This window comes from Neorhizobium sp. AL 9.2.2, from assembly GCF_013317225.1.
Taxonomy (GTDB): Bacteria; Pseudomonadota; Alphaproteobacteria; order Rhizobiales; family Rhizobiaceae; genus Neorhizobium; species Neorhizobium soli.
In genome coordinates, this window is the sequence record NZ_JAALXU010000003.1 from 1,084,869 (window position 1) to 1,107,013 (window position 22,145).

General features: G+C 60.9%; 17 protein-coding genes. 11 read left to right on the forward strand and 6 right to left on the reverse strand.

What is annotated here, in order from left to right:
- Positions 1–86 precede the first annotated feature (86 nt).
- The 8 genes from pcsA (at position 87) to G6K99_RS11880 (ending at position 10,018) form a co-directional block, all read left to right on the forward strand.
- Complete coding sequence (gene pcsA, locus G6K99_RS11845; RefSeq protein ID WP_062456769.1) at positions 87–815, forward strand: phosphatidylcholine synthase; 729 nt, start codon at positions 87–89, stop codon at positions 813–815.
- 166 nt (positions 816–981) lie between these two features.
- Positions 982–2,577: an ATP-binding cassette domain-containing protein gene (locus G6K99_RS11850; RefSeq protein WP_174196631.1), complete on the forward strand. Its 1,596-nt coding sequence runs from the start codon at positions 982–984 to the stop codon at positions 2,575–2,577.
- A complete protein-coding gene (locus G6K99_RS11855) occupies positions 2,567–3,652 on the forward strand; it encodes an ABC transporter permease (protein ID WP_062456776.1) in 1,086 nt (361 codons plus the stop codon). Before G6K99_RS11850 ends, G6K99_RS11855 begins: the two co-directional genes overlap by 11 nt.
- Positions 3,652–4,566: an ABC transporter permease gene (locus tag G6K99_RS11860; protein WP_062456779.1), complete on the forward strand. Its 915-nt coding sequence runs from the start codon at positions 3,652–3,654 to the stop codon at positions 4,564–4,566. Before G6K99_RS11855 ends, G6K99_RS11860 begins: the two co-directional genes overlap by 1 nt.
- Positions 4,567–4,611: 45 nt before the next feature.
- Entirely contained in the window at positions 4,612–5,685 is a 1,074-nt protein-coding gene (locus G6K99_RS11865) for a BMP family ABC transporter substrate-binding protein (RefSeq protein WP_092660893.1), read from the forward strand.
- 132 nt (positions 5,686–5,817) lie between these two features.
- Positions 5,818–7,173, forward strand: coding sequence for a bifunctional UDP-N-acetylglucosamine diphosphorylase/glucosamine-1-phosphate N-acetyltransferase GlmU (glmU, locus tag G6K99_RS11870; RefSeq protein ID WP_174196632.1), 1,356 nt, complete (start codon positions 5,818–5,820; stop codon positions 7,171–7,173).
- 203 nt (positions 7,174–7,376) lie between these two features.
- Positions 7,377–9,203, forward strand: coding sequence for a glutamine--fructose-6-phosphate transaminase (isomerizing) (gene glmS, locus G6K99_RS11875; protein ID WP_174196633.1), 1,827 nt, complete (start codon positions 7,377–7,379; stop codon positions 9,201–9,203).
- A gap of 95 nt (positions 9,204–9,298) precedes the next feature.
- Entirely contained in the window at positions 9,299–10,018 is a 720-nt protein-coding gene (locus G6K99_RS11880) for a DUF502 domain-containing protein (protein ID WP_062456791.1), read from the forward strand.
- On the opposite strand, the gene recG is transcribed toward G6K99_RS11880, so the two are convergent.
- Positions 10,015–12,120 (reverse strand): ATP-dependent DNA helicase RecG, encoded by a 2,106-nt coding sequence (recG, locus tag G6K99_RS11885; RefSeq protein WP_174196634.1) that lies wholly within the window; start codon positions 12,118–12,120, stop codon positions 10,015–10,017. The genes G6K99_RS11880 and recG overlap by 4 nt on opposite strands.
- 91 nt (positions 12,121–12,211) lie before the next feature.
- Between recG and G6K99_RS11890 the strand changes: the two genes are divergently transcribed.
- Together G6K99_RS11890 and mfd are read left to right on the forward strand one after the other, a co-directional pair.
- Positions 12,212–12,535 carry a succinate dehydrogenase assembly factor 2 gene (locus tag G6K99_RS11890; RefSeq protein ID WP_174196635.1) on the forward strand — a complete coding sequence of 108 codons (324 nt, stop codon included), beginning with the start codon at positions 12,212–12,214 and terminating at the stop codon, positions 12,533–12,535.
- On the forward strand, positions 12,532–16,062 hold the full coding sequence (gene mfd, locus G6K99_RS11895; RefSeq protein ID WP_174196636.1) for a transcription-repair coupling factor: 3,531 nt from the start codon (positions 12,532–12,534) through the stop codon (positions 16,060–16,062). The genes G6K99_RS11890 and mfd overlap by 4 nt, the downstream gene beginning before the upstream one ends.
- 81 nt (positions 16,063–16,143) lie before the next feature.
- Here the strand turns inward: mfd and G6K99_RS11900 are convergent, their stop codons facing one another.
- From G6K99_RS11900 to G6K99_RS11910, 3 genes are read right to left on the reverse strand one after another with little or no spacing between them, the layout of a single operon-like run.
- Positions 16,144–17,085 (reverse strand): DMT family transporter, encoded by a 942-nt coding sequence (locus tag G6K99_RS11900; protein WP_062456805.1) that lies wholly within the window; start codon positions 17,083–17,085, stop codon positions 16,144–16,146.
- A 19-nt stretch (positions 17,086–17,104) separates the two neighbouring features.
- The gene (locus G6K99_RS11905; RefSeq protein WP_062580750.1) at positions 17,105–17,776 is read right to left on the reverse strand and encodes a DsbA family oxidoreductase; all 672 of its coding nucleotides are present in this window, start codon (positions 17,774–17,776) and stop codon (positions 17,105–17,107) included.
- 53 nt (positions 17,777–17,829) lie between these two features.
- Positions 17,830–19,599, reverse strand: coding sequence for an extracellular solute-binding protein (locus G6K99_RS11910; RefSeq protein ID WP_062458041.1), 1,770 nt, complete (start codon positions 19,597–19,599; stop codon positions 17,830–17,832).
- A gap of 333 nt (positions 19,600–19,932) precedes the next feature.
- On the opposite strand from G6K99_RS11910, the gene G6K99_RS11915 reads away from it, so the two are divergent.
- Positions 19,933–20,589 carry an invasion associated locus B family protein gene (locus G6K99_RS11915; RefSeq protein ID WP_062456811.1) on the forward strand — a complete coding sequence of 219 codons (657 nt, stop codon included), beginning with the start codon at positions 19,933–19,935 and terminating at the stop codon, positions 20,587–20,589.
- Between the two features lie 87 nt (positions 20,590–20,676).
- Here G6K99_RS11915 and hspQ read toward each other — a convergent pair whose 3' ends face one another.
- Positions 20,677–21,006, reverse strand: coding sequence for a heat shock protein HspQ (gene hspQ / locus G6K99_RS11920; protein ID WP_062456814.1), 330 nt, complete (start codon positions 21,004–21,006; stop codon positions 20,677–20,679).
- Between the two features lie 90 nt (positions 21,007–21,096).
- Positions 21,097–22,020: a DMT family transporter gene (locus G6K99_RS11925; protein WP_174196637.1), complete on the reverse strand. Its 924-nt coding sequence runs from the start codon at positions 22,018–22,020 to the stop codon at positions 21,097–21,099.
- Positions 22,021–22,145: the final 125 nt, after the last annotated feature.

Genomic DNA, 22,145 nt, shown 5'->3' on the forward strand with positions numbered 1-22,145 from the left:
AGAATCAGGTGTCTGGCCGCATGCGCAGTTGCAAACGCGGACAATTGGCCGCATATCTCGAAGGCTTCACGAAAGGCGGGGGACGCGTGTTCAGGCGACTATTCAATTATCGGAACGTCCCTTACGCGGAAATCCGGGCTTTCTCCGTCCATCTCCTGACAGCGTCAGGCTCCTTCCTTGCGTTCCTCGGTGTCGTGGCTGCGGCAGAACATCGATTTGTCGACATGTTCTGGTGGCTGGGGCTGGCACTTCTGGTTGACGGGATCGACGGACCGATTGCGCGCAAAGTGCATGTGAAGGAAGTCCTGCCGAACTGGTCGGGCGATACGCTCGACAATATCATTGATTACGTGACTTACGTTCTCCTGCCGGCCTTTGCGCTTTATCAAAGTGGAATGATCGGCGAACCCTGGTCATTCGTTGCGGCCGGCGCCATCGTCGTTTCGAGTGCGATCTACTATGCCGACATGGGCATGAAGACCGACGAGTACTTCTTCTCCGGTTTCCCGGTCGTCTGGAACATGGTGGTGCTTACGCTGTTCGTCATCGATGCCAGTGCGACGACGGCCATGATCGTGGTCTCCGTATCCGTGGTTGCCACTTTCCTGCCGATCAATTTCCTCCATCCGGTGCGCGTCAAGCGCCTTCGGCCGCTCAATCTCGGGATCTGCCTGCTCTGGTGCGCGCTCGCCGGCTACTCGCTGCTCCTGCATTTCCAGTCACCGGACTGGCTCGTCTGGGGCGTCGTGATCAGCAGTCTTTATCTCTATTGCATCGGCGGCATCATGCAGCTTTTTCCAGGTCTTGGAAAATAGCTGCGTTTTTTCGCAACGCGTCTCTTTGCTGTTGTGCAAGGCAACAAAAACGGTATCAATATCAACCCAGTATCCGGTCAGACCGGACGGGTTCAGCATTTGAAATAACTGCGACGCGGAAATACCGGCACTCAAGACCGGGCGCGCGGGTGAACGAGGGGACGTCGTGACTTTTTCCGAGAGCGAGCAGGCTGCTTCGCTTTTGTCGGTCCGTGGACTGACGAAGCTGTTCGGCGATTTTGCTGCGTGCACTGGTATCGATCTCGATATCGCGCCGGGCGAAATCCATGCGCTGCTTGGGGAAAACGGTGCCGGCAAATCCACTCTCGTAAAGATGCTGTTCGGCGTGCTTCAGCCATCGGGCGGGCAGATTGTCTGGCAGGGGAACCCGGTGACGATTGGTTCGCCTGGGGAAGCCCGGCAGCTCGGCATCGGCATGGTGTTTCAGCACTTCTCGCTGTTCGAAGCGCTGACGGTTGCCGAAAACATTGCGCTCTCGCTCGATCCGAAGACACCACTTGCCAAGATCGCCGAAGAGGCTGCCTCGCTTTCCAAGGCGTACGGACTGCCGCTCGACCCTTATGCGCATGTGGCAGACCTTTCGGTTGGCGAACGCCAGCGGATCGAGATCGTTCGCGCGCTTCTGCAAAACCCGAAGCTGATCATTCTCGATGAGCCAACGTCCGTTCTCACCCCGCAGGAAGCGGACCGGTTGTTCGAGACACTGTTCAAGCTGAAGGCCGAGGGACGCTCGGTGCTTTATATCAGCCACCGGCTGGAAGAGGTGCGTCGGATCTGCGACCGCGCCACCGTACTTCGCCACGGCAAGGTGACTGGCGCCTGCGACCCGAGGCAGGAGACGCCTGCGTCACTTGCCCGGATGATGGTCGGGACGGAAGTTGCCGCGGTGCATCGGGACGAGACGGTGGCGCTTGGCGACATTCAGCTCGATGTCACCGACTTGACCGTGAAGGCGCGCTCGCCCTTCGCGGTCAGCCTGAAAAGCATTTCGATGCGCCTGCGCGCTGGCGAAATCCTCGCGATTGCGGGCATTGCGGGCAATGGACAGAGCGAGCTTTTCGATGCGCTGTCTGGCGAATATCCGGTTGCCGATGATGACCGGATCAAGGTCCGCGGCAAGTCCGTGGGTCGTACGGGCATCAACGGGCGGCGTCTGCTCGGTGCGAGTTTCGTGCCGGAGGAGCGGCATGGTCATGCTGCTGTGCCCGGCATGTCGCTCACCGACAATCTGCTTCTGGCGCGCAGCCAGCCGGACCGGAAGGCATTCCTGTCGGGCGGTCTGGCGTCGATCGTGCGCTCCGGTGCGATCCGCTCTGCCACCAAACGCATCTGCCAGCAGATGGACGTGCGCAAGAGTGGCGAGGATCCGCTGGCCGGCTCGCTCTCCGGCGGCAATCTGCAGAAATTCGTCGTGGGGCGCGAACTCGATCGGCAGCCATCGATCATGATCGTCAACCAGCCGACCTGGGGCGTCGATGCCGGGGCTGCGAGCCGCATCCGGCAGGCGCTGATCGATCTGGCGAAATCAGGCTCCGCCGTCGTCGTGATCAGCCAGGACCTTGATGAGATTTTCGAGGTGGCAACCAATATCGCTGTGATCTCGGAGGGCAAGTTGTCGGAGCCGCATCCGGTCGGCAGCCTGTCGCTGGAGCGGATCGGGCTGATGATGGGTGGTATCCACGAGAGCCATTCGATCCCTGACGCCGTGCCGTCCTCGCCGGAGGAAACGCATGCGCATTGAACTGCAAAAGCGCGCCCGCGTCTCGACCCTGTTTTCGGTTCTCTCCCCGCTTCTGGCGCTGGTGCTGACACTGATCGGCGGGGCGATCCTGTTCTGGGCGCTCGGCAAGAACCCGGGATCGGCGCTCTACAGCTTCTTTATCGAGCCGCTTCTGGAAGTCTGGTCGCTGCATGAACTGGCCGTCAAGGCCGCACCGCTAATCCTGATCGCGGTCGGACTTTCGATCTGTTACCGCTCCAACAACTGGAATATCGGCGCCGAGGGCCAGTTCACGATCGGTGCGATTACCGGCTCGATCCTGCCGGTTCTCTATCCCGAGTGGCATTCGCCGATGATCCTGCCGCTGATGCTGCTGATGGGCATTGCCGGTGGGGCGCTCTACGCGGGTATCCCGGCACTTTTGAAGACACGCTTCAACACCAACGAGATCCTGACCAGCCTGATGCTGGTCTATATCGCGCAGCTGTTTCTCGACTGGCTGGTTCGCGGCCCGTGGCGCGACCCGCAGGGTTACAATTTTCCGCAGACCAAGAGTTTCCAGATCGAGGCGGTGCTGCCGGAAATGCTCGCCTCCGGCCGCGCCCATTGGGGCTTTGCGTTCGCAATCATCGCGGCGGTGGCGCTCTGGTTCATGATGCGCTTCATGCTGAAGGGTTTCGAGGTTCAGGTGCTCGGCCAGTCGGAACGGGCAGGGCGTTTTGCCGGCTTTTCGGCACGCCGCATGGTGTGGTTCTCGATGCTGGTCTCCGGCGGGCTTGCCGGGCTTGCGGGGATCTCGGAAGTGTCCGGTTCGATCGGCCACGTACAGCCGTCTATCTCGCCCGGATACGGTTTCACCGCGATCATCGTCGCGTTTCTGGGGCGTCTCAATCCGCTCGGGATCATCGCGTCGGGCCTCGTTCTGGCGCTCACCTATCTCGGCGGTGAGGCAGCCCAGCTTTCGATCGGGATTTCCGACAAGGTCAGCCGCGTCTTCCAGGGCCTGCTGCTGTTCTTCGTTCTGTCCTGCGATACGCTGATCCATTACCGCATCCGGCTGATCTTTGCCGGAAGCCAGGCGGAGGCAAAGGGCTGATGTTCGAGGCGATCCTTCTCACCGTCATCACTGCCGCAACGCCGCTCGTCATCGCAGCGCTCGGCGAGCTCGTCACCGAACGTGCAGGTGTGCTCAACCTCGGCGTCGAAGGCATGATGATCATGGGCGCCGTCTGCGCCTTTGCGGCGACGCAGATGACCGGTTCGCCCTATATCGGCATCGTCGCCGGCATTGTCGGCGGTGGGCTGTTCTCGCTGCTGTTCGGGTTCCTGACGCTGACGCTGGTGGCAAACCAGGTGGCGACGGGACTGGCGCTGACGATCCTGGGTCTCGGCATTTCCGGCCAGCTCGGCGAGAGTTTCGTCGGCCAGCCGGGCATCAAGCTGCAGCCGATCGTCATTCCGCTCCTGTCCGATATTCCCTTTTTCGGCCGCGTTCTCTTCGCGCAGGATCTCACCTTCTATCTGTCTATCGCGCTTGTCATCGGCATCAACTGGTTCCTGTTCAAGAGCCGTCGCGGCCTGAAGCTTCGCGCGATCGGCGACAACCACGGATCGGCGCATGCGCTCGGCATCAACGTCATCCGCACGCGCTATTTGGCAGTGCTGTTCGGTGGCGCCTGTGCGGGTCTTGCCGGTGCGCAGCTGTCGCTTGTGTATACGCCGCAATGGGTGGAAAACATGTCGGCTGGACGCGGCTGGATTGCGCTTGCGCTCGTCGTCTTTGCTTCGTGGCGGCCATGGCGGGTTCTCGCCGGCGGCTATCTTTTCGGGGCCGTGACGATCGGGCAGCTGCATGCGCAGGCGTTCGGTATCGGCATTCCGTCCCAGGTTCTGTCCGCACTTCCTTACGTGGCGACTATTGTCGTCCTCATCATCATCTCGCATAATCGTCGCACGACGCTCATCAATACGCCGGCTTCGCTCGGAAAGGCATTCGTCCCCGATCGGTGACCGCGGTAAGCACACCCCGTCTTCAAGCCAATAGAGGTTTAGGAAATGAAGAAACTGATTATCGCCCTAGCCGCGTCGGCCGCCCTTCTGGGTGGTTTCTCGACCGGCGCGCAGGCCCAGGAAAAGAAGAAGGTCTGCTTCATCTATGTCGGTTCCAAGACCGACGGCGGCTGGACCCAGGCGCATGATCGCGGCCGTATCGAGCTGGAAAAGGCGCTTGGCGACAAGATCGAGACGCCGTTCCTCGAAAGCGTGCCGGAAGGTCCGGATGCCGAACGTGCGATCGAGCGCATGGCCCGCTCCGGTTGCGCGATCGTCTACACGACCTCGTTCGGCTTCATGGATGCGACCGTGAAGGTTGCCGCGAAATTCCCGAACGTGAAGTTCGAACATGCAACCGGCTTCAAGGCTGGTCCGAACCTCGCGACCTACAATTCGCGCTTCTACGAAGGCCGCTACATCCAGGGCCAGATCGCTGCGAAAATGTCGAAGAAGGGCGTTGCCGGCTACATCGCATCCTTCCCGATCCCGGAAGTGGTGATGGGCATCAACGCTTTCGAACTCGGTGCGAAGTCGGTCAATCCTGATTTCAAGCTCAAGGTCGTATGGGCCAACACCTGGTTCGACCCGGGCAAGGAAGCCGATGCCGCCAAGGCACTGGTCGACCAGGGCGTCGATATCCTGACCCAGCACACCGACACGACGGCACCGATGCAGGTTGCAGCCGAACGCGGCATTTTCGCATTCGGTCAGGCCTCCGACATGATCGCCGCCGGTCCGAAGACGCAGCTGACTGCGATCGTCGATACCTGGGGCGCCTATTACATCAAGCGCACCAAGGCACTTCTCGACGGCTCCTGGAAGTCCGAGCAGATCTGGGACGGCTTGAAGGACGGCATTCTCACGATGGCGCCCTACACCAACATGCCTGACGACGTGAAGGCGATGGCCGAAGAGACCGAAGCCAAGATCAAGTCCGGCGAACTGCATCCGTTCACCGGCCCGATCAACAAGCAGGACGGTTCTGAGTGGCTGAAGGCCGGCGAAAAGGCCGAGGACGGCGTTCTGCTCGGCATGAACTTCTACATCCAGGGCGTGGACGACAAGCTGCCGAAGTGAGCTCGTCTCCAGTCTGAGTTTGAAAGGGCGCCTTCATCAGCGCCCTTTTTGTTTCCGATGGACATATGCCGTTTATCGCCCTTCAAGACACTTGCTGCTACACAGGCGGCGATCGCCGAAGGAGATTCTGAAATGAGCCGTTCCTGCCTTGCCGTCATTCTTGCCGCTGGCGACAGTACGAGAATGAAATCGTCCATGTCGAAAGTGCTGCATTCGGTCGCCGGGCGGCCGATGATTGCGCATGTGATGGCAGCGGTCGCTTCGGCTGGGATGACGGACGCAGCACTTGTGGTCGGCCGCGATTCGGACAAGGTCGCCAAGGCAGGTGCTATCGACGGGATATCGGTCAAAGCTTTTCTGCAGACGGAGCGGCTCGGTACCGGACATGCAGTTCTCGCGGCCCGTGACGCCATCGCCGAAGGCTTCGACGACGTTCTGGTGGCCTATGGCGACGTGCCGCTGATCACTGCCGCTCCCTTCATGGCCGCCCGGGCCGAGCTTGAGAAGGGCGCCGATGTTGTGGTCATCGGGTTTCATACGGACAAGCCGACCGGCTATGGCCGTCTTCTCGTGGATAATGGCGAACTTGTCGCCATCCGCGAGGAGAAGGATGCGACTGACGAGGAACGCAAGGTCACCTGGTGCAATAGCGGCCTGATGGCAATCAACGGTGCCAAGGCTCTGGCCTTGCTCGAACAGATCGGCAATGCCAATGCCAAGGGTGAGTACTACCTGACGGATCTCGTGGAGATCGCCCGGGCGAACGGCGGCAAGGTCGTTGCCGTGGATGCGCCCGAAACGGAACTGACCGGCTGCAACAACCGGGCGGAACTGGCTTACATCGAGCGCCTGTGGCAGGAGCGTCGCCGACATGAACTGATGGTGTCCGGTGTCACCATGATTGCGCCGGAAACCGTTTTCCTTGCTTTCGACACGCAGATCGGACAGGACGCGCTGATCGAGCCGAATGTGGTGTTCGGACCCGGGGTGACGATCGATAGCGGTGCGGTCATTCACGCGTTTTCCCATATCGAAGGTGCGCATGTCAGTTCGGGTGCGACAGTCGGGCCATTCGCGCGTCTTCGCCCAGGTGCTGATCTCGCCGAGGGCTCGAAGGTCGGAAATTTCTGCGAGGTGAAGAACGGCAAGGTCGGCGAGGGCGCCAAGGTGAACCACCTGACCTATATCGGCGATGCCGTCATCGGCGCGCATGCCAATATCGGTGCCGGCACGATCACCTGCAACTATGACGGCGTCAACAAGCATGAGACCCGGATCGGCGCGAACAGCTTTATCGGGTCCAACTCGTCGCTGGTTGCGCCGGTGTCGATCGGCGACGGGGCTTATGTCGCGTCAGGCAGTGTGATTACCGAGGATGTGCCTGATGATGCGCTGGCCCTTGGTCGCGCCCGGCAGGACGTGAAGCCGGGCCGCGCGAAGGTCATTCGCGAGCGGGCGCTGGCGATCAAGGCATCGAAGGCGAAGTAGCCGTCCGGGGCTACATTGAAGACGGAAGGATCCGTCGCTGCGGGAGGGGCAAGAACTGCTTCGAACAGGCCGCAGCGGCAGGTCCGACCCATTAAGGATTTCGCGTTACTGTTCGACATCGAAAGTGACCGCGCCGGTGATTGCACGGCGGGGGCAATCGGCTAGGACTTCGCGATCGAACGATAAGAACTGGAGAGGCCTATATGTGCGGGATTGTCGGGATCGTGGGCCATGAGCCGGTAGCGACGCGTCTGGTCGAGGCGTTGCGGCGGCTGGAATACCGCGGCTATGATTCCGCTGGCGTCGCCACCATCCACGACGGCAAGCTCGATCGCCGCCGCGCCGAGGGCAAGCTGTTCAACCTCGAAAAGAAGCTCGATGGAGAGCCGCTGCCGGGCATGATCGGCATTGCCCATACCCGCTGGGCGACGCATGGCGTTCCGGACGAGACGAACGCGCATCCGCATTTCGTCGACGGAGTCGCGGTTGTTCATAACGGCATCATCGAGAATTTCTCCGAACTCAAGGACGCCCTGATCGCCGACGGGGCTGTGTTCACCAGCCAGACGGATACGGAAGTCGTGGCACATCTGCTGGCGCATTACACGCGCGAAGGCCTGGGGCACCGCGAGGCAATGCTCGCCATGCTCAACCGCGTTTCCGGTGCCTATGCGCTGGTCGTGATGTTCGAGGACGAGCCTGGCACGATCTTTTCGGCGCGATTCGGACCGCCGCTTGCCGTCGGTCATGGTCGGGGAGAGATGTTCTTGGGATCGGATGCGATTGCGCTGTCGCCCTTTACCAACGAGATCACCTATCTGGTCGATGGCGACTGCGCCATCATCACCCATGATCGTCTCGACGTCATCGATTACGAAGGCCGGCCGGTTACCCGCAGGAGCCAGATTTCGCAGGCCGCGACCTTCATGGTCGACAAGGGCAACCACCGCCACTTCATGGAAAAGGAGATCTACGAGCAGCCGGAGATCATTTCTCACGCGCTTGCCCATTACATCGACTTTGCCACCAACACGGTGAAGCCGACGGATACGGCGATTGATTTCTCGACGGTGTCCGGTCTCGCGATCTCCGCCTGCGGTACGGCCTATCTGTCCGGTCTGATCGGCAAATACTGGTTCGAGCGGTACGCTCGCCTTCCCGTCGAGATCGACGTCGCCTCGGAATTCCGCTACCGCGAACTGCCGCTGTCGCCCAGCCAGGCGGCGCTGTTTATCTCGCAGTCCGGCGAAACCGCCGATACGCTCGCATCCCTGCGCTACTGCAAGGAACAGGGACTGAAGATCGGCGCCATCGTCAACGTCCGCGAATCGACGATCGCGCGCGAATCGGATGCAGTGTTTCCAATTCTCGCAGGACCGGAGATAGGTGTCGCCTCGACCAAGGCGTTCACCTGCCAGCTCGCGGTTCTGGCGGCGCTTTCGATAGGCGCCGGTCGCGTCCGGGGCACGGTGACGGAGAGCGACGAGAAGGCGATGGTAAAGCACTTAGCCGAGATGCCGCGAATCATGAGCCGGGTATTGAACGACATCCAGCCGCAGATCGAGGCGCTTTCGCGTGAGCTTTCGCGCTTCAAGGATGTGCTTTATCTCGGGCGCGGCACGAGCTATCCGCTTGCACTGGAAGGTGCGTTGAAACTCAAGGAAATCTCCTACATCCACGCGGAAGGCTACGCAGCCGGTGAATTGAAGCACGGACCGATCGCCCTCATCGACGAGCACATGCCGGTCATCGTCATTGCGCCACATGACCGCTTCTTTGAAAAGACTGTTTCAAACATGCAGGAAGTTGCAGCGCGCGGCGGCAAGATAATCTTTATCACCGACGAGAAGGGGGCCGCTGCCTCGAAACTTCCGACGATGGCGACGATCGTGCTGCCGAATGTAGACGAAATCATTTCACCGATGATCTTTTCGCTGCCGATCCAGCTGCTTGCCTACCACACGGCCGTGTTTATGGGCACCGATGTCGATCAGCCTCGCAACCTCGCCAAATCCGTCACTGTGGAGTGATCGGGAAAGATTGCTTTCCCTTGCATCGCAGCATTGCATCTTGCATTGTCGCATTCGATGAATGCGACAATGCAAGTCACAGGTAAGGAATTTTCATGAGCGACAGCCCAGAGCGCTTATCGCTGGCCGGTCGGCTCAGAAACAACTTCCTGACAGGCCTGATCATATGCGCGCCTTTGGCGATCACCATATGGCTTACCTTTACCTTCATCGACTGGGCCGATAGCTGGGTAACGCCCTACATCCCGCAGCGTTACGACCCCCAATATTACTTCGATGTAACGATTCCCGGCACCGGTCTGCTGCTGGCGATGGTGATGATCACCATCATCGGCTTTCTCGGCAGGAACCTGATCGGTCGCTCGATCGTCAGTTTCGGCGAGTCGATCCTCAACCAGATGCCGCTTATCCGGACCATCTACAAGAGCGTCAAACAGATCCTGGAGACGGTTCTGAAGGAACAGTCCACGTCCTTCAAGAAGTGCGGCATGGTGGAGTTTCCGACACCCGGCACCTGGGTGCTCGTGTTTATTGCCGGCGATGCACAGGGCGAGATTGCCGAGAAGCTCAACGCAGACGGCGAGGAGATGGTGGCGGTGTTCATGCCACCGACGCCTGTTCCGACGGCAGGTTTTCTGATGTTCGTGCGCAAAAGCCAGATCATCATGCTCGACATGACGCCGGAAGAGGGCGCCAAACTGTTGATCTCGGGTGGGCTTATATCGCCGGCCTATACGCCGAAGCCGGGCGAGGTCCCGATCCTGCCGGCACCGCAGGACATGCCCACTGTTACCACTCCGCCGACCGCCCTTTAGCCTGCGCGCAGGAAGCGGATCGCTTCGTCGCGTCGATGTAGATAGAGCAGGGCGCGTACGGCCTCGCCGCGTTCGCTTGTGAGGTCCGGATCTCGATCGAGGAGGTAGGTCGCGTCCTTGCGGGCGATCTCGAGAAGATCCGCGTGTGCTTCGAGGCTTGCGATCTTGAACCCTGGCGTGCCTGACTGGCGGGTGCCGAGGAGCTCTCCCTCGCCACGCAGTTTCAGGTCTTCCTCGGCGATCAGAAATCCGTCCTCGCTGTCGCGGAGAATCGACAGGCGCGCGTGGCCGGTCTCGCTGAGTGGTCCCTTGTAGAGAAGAATGCAGGTGGAGGCTTCGTCTCCACGCCCCACACGCCCACGCAACTGGTGGAGCTGCGCCAGACCGAACCGCTCCGCATGTTCAATCACCATGATCGTCGCATCGGGCACGTCGACGCCGACCTCGACGACGGTGGTTGCGACAAGCAGGCGGATCTCGCCGTTCTTGAAGGCGCTCATGACGGCGTCTTTTTCCGGTCCGGCCATTCGGCCATGCACGAGGCCGACATTGTCGGCACCGAGTTCGCGGGCCAGTACCGCGTAGCGCTCCTCGGCCGACATGAGTTCTGATACATCCGATTCTTCGACCAGCGGGCAGATCCAGTAGGCCTTCTTTCCCTCTGCGACGGCGCTGCGCAGGCGGCCGACGACATCGCCGATCCGTTCGGTCGGGATCGTCACGGTCTGGATCGGCTTTCTGCCGGCCGGCTTTTCGGTCAGCTTGGACACGTCCATGTCGCCGAAGGCTGCCAGCACCAGCGTGCGCGGGATGGGCGTCGCGGTCATGACGAGCATATGCGGGGATATGCCCTTGGCGGTCAGACGCAGACGCTGATGCACGCCGAACCGATGCTGCTCATCGACGACGGCCAGCATCAGGCTGTGATAGCTCACGGTATCCTGGAACAGCGCGTGGGTGCCGATGACGATCTGGGCCTCGCCGGATGCAATCCGCTCGACGATGGCTTCGCGTTCGCGACCCTTGGTGCGGCCGGTCAGCAGTTCGACCGTGACACCTGCGGCACCGGCCAGTTTCGAGATGGTCGAGAAATGCTGGCGGGCGAGGATTTCAGTCGGTGCCATCAGAACGGCCTGGCCGCCGGCTTCGACGGCGGCTGCCATCGCCAGAAGGGCCACCAGCGTCTTGCCGGCGCCGACATCGCCCTGCAGCAGCCGCAGCATGCGGTCTTCGCCTGCCATATCCTTGGTGATATCCTCGACAGAGGATTTCTGGCTCGGCGTCAGCGAAAAGGGCAGCGCGGCAACGAGACGGGCGGCAAGCTCGCCCTTTACCCGGATCGGCTGTCCCGGCACTTTGCGGATCTTCTGGCGCACCAGTGCCAGCGACACCTGGCCTGCGAGAAATTCGTCATAGGCCAAGCGGCGGCGTGCCTTGGACTGGGGATCGATATCCGTTTCGTCCCGCGGATCGTGAAGTTCATGAAAGGCTTCCGTTACGGTAGGAAAGCCCTGACGCTGCGTGAGGCTCAAATCCGCCCATTCCGGGAACTGGGGCAGTCGCGCGATAGCAGCTTCAATCGTCCGGCGGAATGTCTTCGAAGAGAGGCCGGCGGTCATGGGATATACGGGTTCCACAAGCGGTAGGTTTTCGGCTTCCGACACCTTCACCATGAAATCCGGATGGATCATCGAGGCGCGGCCGTTGAACCAGTCGACCTTGCCGCTGACCATGACCTGTTCGTCGACCGGAAGCGTCTTGTGCAGCCAGTCTCCCTTTGCCCGGAAGAAGGTGAGGGCGAGTTCGCCCGTCTCATCGTGCAGGAAGACCCGGTAGGGCTGGTTGGTCCGGGCCGGTGGCGGCTGATGCCGGTCGACGCGTCCCTCGATGGTGACGATCGCTCCCTGCGGCGCGAGCGCGATGCCCGGACGATTGCGGCGATCGATCAGCGAATAGGGCGCATGGAACAGGAGATCGACGACCCGGCAGTCTTCCGCATCCTCGCGTCCGGTGACACGCGCGATCAGGTCGGCGATCTTCGGGCCGACGCCGGGCAGCGATGAAACGGAGGCAAACAGCGGATCGAGTATGGCAGGGCGCATGGTTGGCTAAATGGCGCAAGTTTTGCCCATTTGGCAAGGTGACGCGAGCCGAAAACAATCCTATATGAACCGCAAAACAGGGACTTGGCTTATGACTGGATTGGCACGCACCAGCGCGGATCTCAACCCCCGTCGCCGACGTATTCTCTATCGCTGCTGGCATCGCGGCATTCGCGAGATGGATCTCGTGTTCGGCAGCTTCGCCGAGGCGGAGATTTCCAACCTCTCCGATACGGAACTGGACGAGTTTGAAGTGATCATGGATGAGCAGGACCACGACCTGCACGCCTGGATCACCGGCGCTATGGCGCTGCCCGAGGAACGCAATACGCCTCTGTTTGCGCGTATCGCCGCCTACAAGCCGGATTTCGATCCCGTGACCAGAGAGTCGTTGCAAGAGAAACTCGGCCAATGATTTCCGGATTTAACGCGAAGAAGATCGCGGCGGCCTCAACACCGCTGACCATCGGCAGTGTGCCGGCCGGCACCGAACCGCTTGTTCTTGCGGAACTGGCGCGGGCCGGACAGTCGGTTGCCTACGTTCTCTCGGACGGCCAGCGGATGCCGGATCTGGAGCAGATGCTGTCCTTTGTGGCGCCGGAAATCCCGGTTCTGTCGCTGCCGGCCTGGGACTGTCTGCCCTATGACCGTGTGTCACCGAGTGCCGATGTCTCCGCGCGGAGACTGGCCGCCCTGTCGGGGCTGATCGCGCATGCCAAGAAGCCGCATCCGGCCATTGTGCTCGTCACGGTCAATGCGATGTTGCAGAAGATCGCGCCCGCCTCGGTCATCGAAAGCCTCGCGTTTTCGGCCAAGCCGGGCAACGTGATCCGCATGGATGACATCGCGGCGCGGCTTGAGCGCAACGGATTCGACCGCGTTTCCACGGTGCGCGAAGTCGGCGAATTTGCGGTGCGCGGCGGTATTCTCGATGTGTTCGTGCCGGGTTCGGAAGAACCGGTGCGGCTGGATTTCTTCGGTGACACGCTGGAAACGATCCGGTCCTTCGATCCGGCAAGCCAGCGCACGACGGGCCAGGCCCGCTCGCTCGACCTCAACCCGATGAGCGAAGTAACGCTGACGCCTGATACGATCAGCCGTTTCCGCACGAACTATCTGTCGATGTTCGGGGCTGCGAACCGTGACGATGCGCTCTATCAGGCCGTGTCGGAGGGACGTCGCTACGCCGGCATGGAACACTGGCTGCCACTGTTTTACGAGAAGCTCGAGACCGCGTTCGACTATCTGCACGGTTTCCGGATCGTCACGGATCACAATGCACGCGAAGCGGCGACTGAGCGCTCAAAGCTCGTCACCGACTACTTCGAGGCACGCCGCGATCAGGCGAGCCTGGGCAAGGGTGCCGCCGCACAGGCAACGCCCTACAAGCCGGTATCGCCCGGCCAGCTCTATCTCGACGGCAAGTCGTTTGCGGAAACGCTCGATCAGGTGGCCGCCATCAGGCTGACGCCCTTCAACGAGATGGATTCCGCCGGCCGTCCGGTTCTGACGCTGGATGCCCATACGGGGCCGCGCTGGGCGAAAAGCCAGGCGGAGACCGGATCCGAGACCCAGGAGCACGATTCCGATAGCGACGTTCGTGTCAACATTTTCGATCTCGTCGTCAAGCACATCGCCGACAAGCGCGCCGAAGGCACGAAGGTTCTGATCACCGGCTGGTCCGCCGGCTCGCTCGACCGACTTCTGCAGGTTCTGGATGAACGCGGCCTGAAGCGTATCAAGCCGATCGAGAAGCTGTCGGACCTGCAGAAGCTTGAAAAAGGCGAGGCGGCGTCCGCCGTGATGAGCCTGGAGGCGGGTTTCGAGACGGGCGATATCGCTGTGATCGGCGAGCAGGATATTCTCGGCGACCGCATGGTTCGGCGCGGCAAGCGTCGCAAGCGCGGTGCCGATTTCCTCACTGAAGTCGCGGGTCTCGACGAAGGGTCGCTTGTCGTCCACGCCGAACACGGTATCGGCAAGTTTGTCGGCCTGATCACGATCGAGGCCGCCGGCGCGCCGCGCGCCTGCCTGGAACTGCATTATGCGGATCAGGCCAAGCTCTTCCTGCCCGTCGAAAACATCGACCTTCTTTCCCGCTACGGGTCGGATGCAGCGGAAGCCAATCTCGACAAGCTTGGTGGCGGCGCCTGGCAGGCCCGCAAGGCCAAGCTCAAGAAGCGCCTGCTGGATATGGCCGGCGATCTGATCCGGATCGCTGCGACGCGCATGGTGCGTCGTGCGCCGGTTCTGGCAACGCCGGAAGGGCTCTACGACGAGTTCGCGGCGCGCTTCCCCTATGACGAGACGGAAGACCAGGCAACGGCGATCGAGGCCGTGCGGGACGATCTCGCCGCGGGCCGTCCGATGGATCGCCTCGTCTGCGGCGACGTTGGTTTCGGCAAGACCGAAGTGGCGTTGCGCGCAGCCTTCTTTGCCGCGATGAACGGCGCCCAGGTTGCGGTCGTCGTTCCCACGACCCTGCTGGCACGCCAGCATTTCAAGACGTTTACCAACCGTTTTCGCGGGCTGCCGATCCGGATTGCTCAGGCTTCGCGCCTCGTTCCGGCCAAGGAACTGGCGCTGACGAAGAAGGAATTATCCGAGGGCAAGGTCGATATCGTCGTTGGCACCCATGCGCTGCTGGGCAACAGCATCCAGTTCGCGAACTTGAGCCTGCTGATCATCGACGAGGAGCAGCATTTCGGGGTGAAGCACAAGGAACGGCTGAAGGACATGAAGACCGACGTGCATGTGCTGACGCTGTCTGCGACGCCGATCCCGCGCACGCTGCAGCTGGCCATGACGGGCGTTCGCGAACTGTCGCTGATCACCACGCCGCCGGTCGACCGGATGGCTGTGCGGACCTTTATCTCGCCGTTTGATCCGCTGGTCATTCGCGAGACGCTGATGCGCGAGCACTACCGCGGCGGTCAGAGCTTCTACGTCTGCCCGCGGCTGGCCGATCTTGCCGATATCCAGGCGTTTCTGCAGTCGGACGTGCCGGAACTCAAGGTAGCCGTTGCGCATGGACAGATGGCTGCGGGAGAGCTGGAAGACATCATGAATGCCTTCTACGACGGCAAGTATGACGTGCTTCTCTCGACCACGATCGTCGAATCCGGTCTCGACGTGCCGACCGCCAACACGCTGATCGTGCACCGGGCCGACATGTTCGGGTTGGCGCAGCTCTATCAGCTGCGTGGCCGCGTTGGGCGCTCCAAGGTCCGGGCATTTGCGCTGTTCACGCTGCCAGTCAACAAGACGCTCACCCAGATGGCGGACCGTCGCCTCAAGGTGCTGCAGTCGCTCGATACGTTGGGCGCCGGTTTCCAGCTGGCAAGCCACGACCTCGACATCCGCGGCGCCGGCAATCTCTTGGGCGAGGAACAGTCGGGTCACATCAAGGAAGTAGGTTTCGAGCTTTACCAGCAGATGCTGGAGGAGGCGGTTGCCGAAGTGAAGGGCGAAGACGAGATCCTCGATACCGGTTGGTCACCACAGATCTCCGTCGGCATCACCACGATGATCCCGGAGAACTACGTGCCGGATCTGCATCTGCGCATGGGTCTCTATCGCCGCCTTGGCGAAGTGCAGGAACTGTCGGAGATCGATGGCTTCGGTGCGGAAATGATCGATCGCTTCGGGCCGATGCCGCCCGAGGTGCAGAACCTGCTCAAGGTCGTCTATATCAAGACGCTCTGCCGCAAGGCGAATGTCGAGAAGGTCGATGCCGGTCCGAAGGGCGTGGTCATCGTCTTCCGTGACAAGCAGTTCCCCAACCCGGCGGCGCTGGTCGGCTATATCGCCAAGCAGGGTTCGCTTGCGAAGATCAGGCCGGACCAGAGCATCTTCCTCAACCGCGACCTGCCGACGCCGACAAAGCGGCTGACGGCTGCAGCCCAGGTGATGACGCAGTTTGCGGAACTGGCGAAGACCTGAAGCGTCTCGTCGCTTCGACAACAAAAAAAGGCCGGTGAGCAGAGCTCGCCGGCCTTTTTCGTTCAATCGATACTGTGGCTTTCAGGGCTTCGTGTCTGGCGCTTCCGGCGCCATCACCGCGGCGGCCTGCGTATCCGAGCCAAGGGCCGGCGGAAGCGGCGTGCCGCGAACGCGTTCGCGAATGAGGGTCAGCATGCCCGAGCCGATGATCAGGATGATGCCGATCACCATCGGCAGGTCGATATGGTCGCCGAAGACCAAGTAGCCGAACAGCACCGCCCAGATCATTTGGCTATATTGCGTCGGACCGATCAGGGTCGCGGGTGCATAGGCGGCTGCATACATGACCAGGATCGCGCCGAGTGCTGCCAGAAGCCCGTAGCCGGCCAGCCAGAGCCACTGGATTGCCGTCGGTGCCTGGAAGCCGGGCAGGGCAAGCGCGCCGCACACGACGAGCGTTCCGAGCACGCCGGCCCCGTAGAGCGATATGTTCTTCTCTGATGGTCCCATGGCCCTGAACACGACGATCGAGATGGCTCCGCTCAAGCCGCCGAAGACGGCGCCGAGATGGCCGATCGAGAGTTCGCGAAATCCGGGGCGGAGCACGATCATGACGCCGACAAAGCCGATGACGACCGCGGCCCAGCGCCTGTATCCGACCTGTTCCTTGAGGAAGATGACCGACATGATGGTGACGAAGGACGGAAGAAGAAAGATCAGCGCGAACGCTTCGGCCATCGACAGATGGGTGAAGGCAGTGACGCTGCCGATCGTGCCGCCGGCCTGCGCCACAAATCGCAGGATCCAGAGCGATCTGTTGGTGGTGTTGAAGATATCCGTCCAGCGGTCGCCCTTCTTCATGAGGAAGGGAAGACCGACGAGGCAGAAGACCGCGCCGAGGAACGAGGATTGATAGGGGCTCAGCTGGCCCTCGATCAATTTGACGCTGGCGTCGCTCCATGCATAGGCGGCGAAGGCCGCAAAGGCGATGAGGACACCCTTGAGGGTCTGGTCTTTCTGCACAAAGATGACTTTCAGAGAGCTAGATCATGCCCTTGCGAGCTTCGGCTTTGAGCTGGGCGATTTCGCGGAAAGCGTTGGCGAGAACATCCGGCATCTGGGCACCGCTCACCGCATACTGTCCATCGACGATGAAGAACGGCACGCCGTTGACGCCCATCTTCTGCGCAGCGTCGATCTCGGCAAGGACCGTGTCCTTATCGGCGTCACCTGCCAGAAGGTTCTCGACGACCGTGCGATCCATACCGGCTTCGACGGCGATGTCTGCGAGAACCGCGTGGTCCCCGACAACGCGCCCCTGCTCGAAATTCGCCTTGAACAGCGCGGTCACAACGCGATCCTGAACCTCGCGGCCTTCCACCATCGCCCACTGAAGTAGACGGTGGGCATCGAGCGTGTTCGAGCCGACCGTGATCGCGTCGAAATTGAATGCGATGCCGACTTCCTGGCCCAGCTGAGTGAGCGCCCCGTGCGCGCGGGCGACCGTTTCGCTGCCGCCGAGCTTTGCTTCCAGAAACGCTTTGTGGTCCACACCTTCAGGCGGAATGTCCGGGTTGAGGCGATAGGGACGCCAGTTCAGGTCGACACCGATCTCGTCCTGAACTTCGGCGATTGCCAGCTCGAGCCGCGCCTTGCCCAGATAGCACCAGGGGCACACGACGTCGGAGACAATATCTACGGTGATGCGCTCCATCGGCGTTCTCTTTCCAATCAGGTTTGGCTTGCGATCGGGAGGTGGCGAGCTGTCTACTGCGCCCGCTCATCCCACCAAGTGTTGAGCTGATAGCCGTATAGCGGCAAGGTTTCCGGATAGCGTATCTGCTTGCGCCGCGCCACCCACTGGTCGGCAATATGGTAGAGCGGCACCATGTAATGGCCTGAAATCAGCAGGCGGTCATAGGCGCGAACCGTTGCTTCGAAATCTTCCTTGCTACGGACGGCTGTCATGGTCCCGATCAACCGGTCGATATCGGGATCCGCTGTTCCCGCAAAATTGAAGCTGCCGGGCGTGTCGCGGGAGGTCGAGCCCCAGCGTCCCATCTGTTCGATCCCGGGAGACAGCGACGACGGGTAGGATTTGACGATCATGTCGTAGTCGAAGCTACCCGACCGCGCCTGGTACTGCGAATCGTCGACTGTGCGGATCGCCATGTCGACGCCGATCATCCGAAGGGCTCGCTGGTAGGCGATGGCGAGCTTTTCCTGATCGACGGTCTGGGTCATGACCTCGAACGACAACTGGCGCCCGCTGGCATTTGTCATGCGGCCGTTCTTGATCGTGTAGCCGCCCTTGTTCAGAAGGTCGACGGCCTTTCGCAACACTCTGCGGTCGGCACCGGACGCGTTGGTCTTTTCGATACGGTAGGTACCATCGAGTACGTCGGGCTCGATTCGGTTCTTGGTGTCACCGAGGATTTCTAGCTCGCGCTGGTCCGCCGGTTTGCCGAGAGAAGTCAGCGGCGAGCCCTGCCAGAAGCTTTCTGTGCGGGTATAGGCGTTCTCGAACAGGTTCCGGTTGGCCCACTCGAAATCGAAGGCCAGCGAAAGGCCGGCGCGCACATTGACGTCTGCAAAGATCGACCGGCGCGTGTTGAACACGAAGCCCAGCATGCCCGTCGGCAGTTGCGGCGTGAAGGCTTCCTTGACCGCGTCTCCAGTCCGGATGGCCGGGAAATTATACGCGCGCGCCCAGTGGGTCGGGCTGCCATCGGGATAGATGTCGATCTCGCCCTTCTTGAAGGCTTCGAACAGGGTGTTGTCTTCCAAAAAGTATTCGACGCTGATTCGGTCGTAATTGTCGAAACCGACTTTGGCCGGAATATCCTTGCCCCAGTACTTCTCATCGCGCTCGTAGACGATGCGCTGGCCGGGCGAGACGGATTTGATAAGATAGGGTCCCGAGCCCAGCGGCACCTTCAGGGTCGACTGATCGAATGTCTCCGGGTCGATCGCGTGTTTCGGCAGGATCGGGGTGGAGGCGGCGATGATCAGCGGGAATTCCCGGTCGACCGTGTCGTTGAAGGTAAAGCGGACACTGCGCTCGCCGACCTTTTCCATCTTCTCCACGGGGGCGAGACGCCTGGAGAACGGTACCCGACCCTTGTCGCGCAGCACCTCGAAGGAAAAGATCACGTCCTCAGGCGTCACCGGCTGGCCGTCGGACCATTTTGCCTTGGGATTGATGTTGAACTGGATGAACGTGCGCTCATCATTCCACTCGACGCTTTCGGCCAGAAGCCCGTAGAGCGTGAAGGGCTCGTCGGCGGAACGTGTCATCAGCGTTTCATAGATCAGGTTGCCGAAGGCCGGATCCCAGACGCCGCGGGCGGTGGTCCGGATGCTCTTCAGATTGAACGGGTTGAGGCTGTCGAACGTGCCGACGACGCCGTAGCGGACGCTGCCCCCCTTCTTCACTTGCGGATTGACGTAGCTCAGATGCTGGTAATCGGCAGGCAGGGCAGGTTCGCCATGCATGGAGATCGCGTGCACAGGCTGCGCCCGCGCCCCGGATGCCATGACAGGCACAAACAGCGTCGCTGCGATCAAGAAGGATATACTGCGCTTCATGAAAGCATTCCGTTTCTCTCAATACTGCTGATTCGGGCGGAAAATAGCGGATAGGTGACAATGCACCAAGCACAGGCTCTTCAAACTTGCGTTGCAACGGTGAGGTTTGTCAAAATAGCAAAAGAAAGGCTGGATATCGCCGTCGCGTCGATGTAACAGATTGGCAACACCCGCCGAGTCATTCAATTGCCTCATTTGAGCGACAGGTGACAGGCAGTAGGACATCTCGACGGGGTGGACGGCGCATGCTGCGCCCGCGGATTTCAGGAGACGGATTTCGTTATGATGCTCAAGGCAACCAAAGTTATGCGGACGGCCATGTCTGCTCTTGCTGTTTCGGTCGGCGTAGCTGCGCTGCCGGTTGCAGCCTTCGCCCAGCAGGCAGCTCCCGCACAGGGCGGCGCCGGTGCCGGCGGTCCGCCGCTTGGCTGGTTCAAGACCTGCACCAAGCAGGACGATGCTGATCTCTGCGTTGTGCAGAACATCATTCTGGCCCAGAACGGCCAGCTGATCACGGCAATCGGCCTCATCAGCGTCGAAGGCAAGGTCAACCGCAAGATCCTTCAGGTTTCGGTTCCGACCGCACGTATGGTGCAGCCTGGCATCATCATGCAGATCGACGGTGCCAAGGGTCAGAAGCTCGACTACGCCGTCTGCCTTCCCGACAAGTGCACAGCTGAAGTGCCCCTAACGGATGCGATGATCGCCAGCCTTAAGAAGGGCACCGACGTCGTGTTCACGTCGATGAACTTCCGTCGCGCGCCGAACCCGATCAAGGTTTCGTTGACCGGCTTTACCGGTGCCTATGACGGTGCCGCAATCACCCAGTCGCAGCTTGCGGAAAGCCAGCGTAGCCTGGAAGAAGGCATGCAGAAGAAGGCTGAGGAAGCGCGCAAGAAGCTTGAAGAAGCTCAGAACGCTGCCAAGCAGGGCCAGTAAGTTCAAATCTCAAAGCAACAAAAAAGCCCGGTCGAAAGACTGGGCTTTTTTCGTTTTGACGATTTATCTCGACACGGCTGGCCCCCATCAATGGGCGAGGATGACCTTCGGCTTTAGATTGCCGGAGGGGCCGGCGTCGAAGATCTGGTAGACCTGCGGGTTGCGCAGGGGTTGGTCGCTCTCGTCATGGACCAGGTTCTGTTCCGAGACATAAGCGACGTATTCGGTTTCGTCGTTCTCGGCCAGAAGGTGGTAGAAGGGCTGATCCTTGCTTGGGCGGATCTCGGCCGGAATCGCGTTCCACCATTCCTCGGTATTGTCATATTCGGGGTCCACATCGAACACGACGCCGCGGAACGGGAACACTTTGTGGCGAACCACTTCCCCGATCGTAAATTTGGCGTTTCGCTGTTTCATGGTGACATCCTTTCACGTCCCAATGTGGGAGTAAATCCACCGCTACTCAAGTGGGAAATGCAGCGTTTGGAGGATAGTTCCAGTTTGTTCTCATGGCGTTCTTGCGCGGGCGCGCTTTACCGTTGCCAGAATGACGCCGCCGAGAACGCAGACGATGCCGACAGCATGGTAGGCCTCGAAGGTTTCGCCGAGAAACGCCACGGCCATGACGATCGAAACCGGGGGCATGAGGTAGAGCGTGGTTCCGGCCGTGACCGAACCGAAGATCCGCACCACCTGCTGGAAGCAGAAGAAGGCGGCGAGCGAGGCGAAGAGAATAATGCCGGCAAGCTTCATCCAGGCGGACTGGCTGGTGGGAAGAAGACCGCCATGAAACAGTTCCCAGATCGCCGGCGCGACCAGGATGAGCGAGCCGGAGAAGGCGATCAGTCCGAACAGTGTGAGCGGACGAACGGCTTGAGCTGCCGGGCGCCGCAGCAGGATCGAGTAGAAGGCAAACGCGATCGCGGCGATCAGAATGCCGAGATCGCCGAGATTGAAGCGCATGTGAAGAACGGCAGCCAGGTCTCCGCGCAATACGATGACAGCCACGCCCGCAAAGGCGAGCGCCATGCCGCAGATCTCCTTGATGCTGATGCGTCGACTGGCGAACAGCCATTCCAGCAGAATGATGAAGAGCGATGAGGTGCTGTAGATCAGCGTGGCGTTCGAGGCCGTCGTCATGGTGAGCGCCCAGTAGACGAAACCGCCGCAAATGCCCATGCCGAGAAATCCGAGCGAGAGCCACAGCCAGGTATGGGTGCGCACAAAGGCCGCAGCCGCCCTGCGATCCGCATAGAGCAACGGCAGCATGATGAGCGTCGATCCTGCCCAGCGGATGAACGCGGTCATATAGGGACCGATTTCGCCGACGATGCCGCGACCGAAAACGAGATTGCTGGAGAAGAAGACCGGGACGAGAAGGAAGATCAGCCAGTCGAGGGGACGGGGCGTGCTGCCGGTATCGGTGCGCATGAGGCAATCCAGGGGGCGGTGACGCAGGTACGTGCCTGTGACCGCAGGTTAGGAGCCTGCTGCTCCGATGGCGCGAATGAAAAACGGCGGGTCAGGCCCGCCGTTTCTGGTTGTCAGGTTCGTCC